Source organism: Vibrio sp. VP6 (assembly GCF_028823755.1).
Classification (GTDB): Bacteria; Pseudomonadota; Gammaproteobacteria; order Enterobacterales; family Vibrionaceae; genus Vibrio; species Vibrio parahaemolyticus.
Genome location: NZ_JAPEID010000113.1, coordinates 1 through 2,376 on the forward strand (window position 1 = coordinate 1; position 2,376 = coordinate 2,376).

At 40.7% G+C, this 2,376-nt stretch carries 3 protein-coding genes and 1 pseudogene; all 4 read left to right on the forward strand.

Annotation, left to right across the window (positions count from 1 at the left end; translation table 11 throughout):
- Positions 1-678 (forward strand): annotated as a pseudogene (locus OU793_RS24150) (hypothetical protein); the annotation flags it as partial.
- Positions 679-809: 131 nt separating this feature from the next.
- Positions 810-1,370 carry a lasso peptide biosynthesis protein gene (locus OU793_RS24160; protein WP_140104158.1) on the forward strand — a complete coding sequence of 187 codons (561 nt, stop codon included), beginning with the start codon at positions 810-812 and terminating at the stop codon, positions 1,368-1,370.
- 173 nt (positions 1,371-1,543) lie between these two features.
- The gene (locus tag OU793_RS24170; RefSeq protein ID WP_159404091.1) at positions 1,544-1,825 is read left to right on the forward strand and encodes a hypothetical protein; all 282 of its coding nucleotides are present in this window, start codon (positions 1,544-1,546) and stop codon (positions 1,823-1,825) included.
- A gap of 149 nt (positions 1,826-1,974) precedes the next feature.
- Positions 1,975-2,328: a VOC family protein gene (locus OU793_RS24175; RefSeq protein WP_140104194.1), complete on the forward strand. Its 354-nt coding sequence runs from the start codon at positions 1,975-1,977 to the stop codon at positions 2,326-2,328.
- Positions 2,329-2,376 lie beyond the last annotated feature (48 nt).

Below are 2,376 nucleotides of genomic sequence, written 5' to 3' on the forward strand. Positions count from 1 at the left end.
GCATTTCACTGTTTTTATGTTCAGAGGTGTCGCACTTCGTACTTGAATCCAAGTAAGACAACAGTACTTTTCTATGACTTTGACTCCGAAATGGAACTTGCTTATGACAAGCTATTTTCGGCAGCAGAACAAATGGCAAAAGCTAATAAATGCTGGCATATATCAGCCTCAGGCAAAGTCCTGGATAAAAAATATCATGCAGGTGCAAGCAATCTTATAGATCGAAAGCTGACATCGATTATGATCTCTGAACCGCCTCGATTAAAAACAAATGTGAAGACAGTTTCTATTGCAGTAGGTCGTCAAACATTACATTTCTTTCCTGACCGAGTGTTGGTCTATGACACTACAGGTGTCGGAGCTGTGAGTTACCAAGATTTGGTTGTGATGGTCGGAGATAAAAAATTTATCGAAGAAGAGTCAGTTCCTGCTGATGCATTGATCGTTGATAAAACGTGGAAATACGTAAATAAGTCCGGTGGACCAGACCGCAGGTTTAAAGATAACCATGAGCTACCAATTTGCCTATATCAGGAACTGTCATTCACAAGCCAATCAGGTCTTAATGAGCTAATTCAATTATCAACTCGAGGGCCAGCGGAAAAGTTTGAAGCCTCTGTAAATTGTTTAGCGGAAGTTCTTCCAAGAGAAATTGACAGCGATAAAATTGCGGCTTAACAATCTGTTTAAGAGTGATTCGCAACGCGTGGCATTTTTACTATGCGTTGCGTTTAGTGTTTAAGGTGGTGTGCGGTGGCTTCGGTTTTGCGTTGCTCACACCTTAACAGGGCGTTAGAGAGAGTGATGATATGGAAAGTTGGTTAGCAATTATCAATCGTAATATTCAGAATAAAAATGACGAAATCATTTCTCAACTTTATTCAGAGTTGCTTCAGTTTATAGTTGAAACTGAGTACAAAGGTGGTTGTCATGATACATCTGCCGTTCTACATGTTGTGTTGAATGAACTTGGTATTAAGAACTCACTCTGTATCGGTGAAGTGAAAACGGGTGAGAAATATTTCGACCATTCGTGGATAGAAATTGATGGCAAGATCTATGATGCTGCGATTTGCATGCCATTAGATGGTGGTCTCTGGCATCCTCCTGTGTTTGCTTCCATAGATTTGGATAGCGAAACTAAAACCGAGCTGGGTTATGGTATCCCTTCTCCAGTAGGGTTGGATGAACCAGCTAGGAGCATAGCGCAAATAAACTTAGGAAACTATGCGTTACAAGACCCCATGCCTAATCGCTTGTGGTTTATGGCAGAACAGTTTGCCTCAGAGTTAGGGTATGAACTGGATGCAGAAGAATTGAAGCAAAAATACGCATCAAAGCTTCGTGTATTACGTGGGGACTCTCTCTAACAATCTGTTTAAGAGTGATTCGCAACGCTTGGCATTTTCACTATGCGTTGCGTTTGGTGTTTAAGGTGGTATGCAGGATTCGGTATTGCGTTGCTCACACCTTAACAGGGCGTTATGTGTCTTTTTGACTATCTGCCATACTTATCAAGGTAGATTTCTTCGCAGGTAGCGCTATGGATGACAAACAGTTAGATCGTAGCTTACGATCGATCGGAAAAGAGTGTTTTGTTAAATACTACGAGTTGTTTCAGGATAAAAACTGGTCAAAAGAGGATTTGATTGAACACTTGATAGCTTTAGAAGGTTATCAAGAGTCTGGTTGTATTACTCGAATATCGCAATCTAGGCGTATATTCAATGATCACCGCGAATACGATGCTTTGGATATGGTTATTAGTTCTAATCGTTTACCTATTGAAATTATTGAAAAAGCTAGAAAGCTTAGCCTTCAATAGGCAACACATAACAAAGCATTTAAGAGTGATTCCCAACGCTTGGCATTTTTGGTGTTAGTCGTTGGGTTTTGTGTTTACGGTGGTATGGTTGAGTTTAGTGGTAGCGTTGCTCACACCTTAATGCGGCGTTATGTGATTGGAGAGAAATTATGAATCCATCAGCGGTTCTTGTTCATGTCCCAGATGTAGCGAAAGGGCTTGAATGGTATAAGAAAGCTTTTCCAGAAGCCGTTCCGGTTTACCATCCTGACTTTGACTTCACAGCGCTTGATCTAAATGGTTTCTCCCTAGAAATAGTCCAAGCAGATAAAAAGGTTGGTGCTGGTAAAAGTGGCACAGTTGTTTACTGGTCAGTAGATAACTTATGTGTTGTACTGGCTCATTTTCAAAAACTAGGTGCGCGCCTTTATCGCGGACCAATGGAAATTGAAGATGGTCTTTCAATGTGCCAAGTTGAGGATCCATTTGGAAACTTAATAGGACTACGTGGGAAAACCACTTAGTATCAAGTTTGAAGTGCGACACTTTTTACAGATGCGCATGAATATACT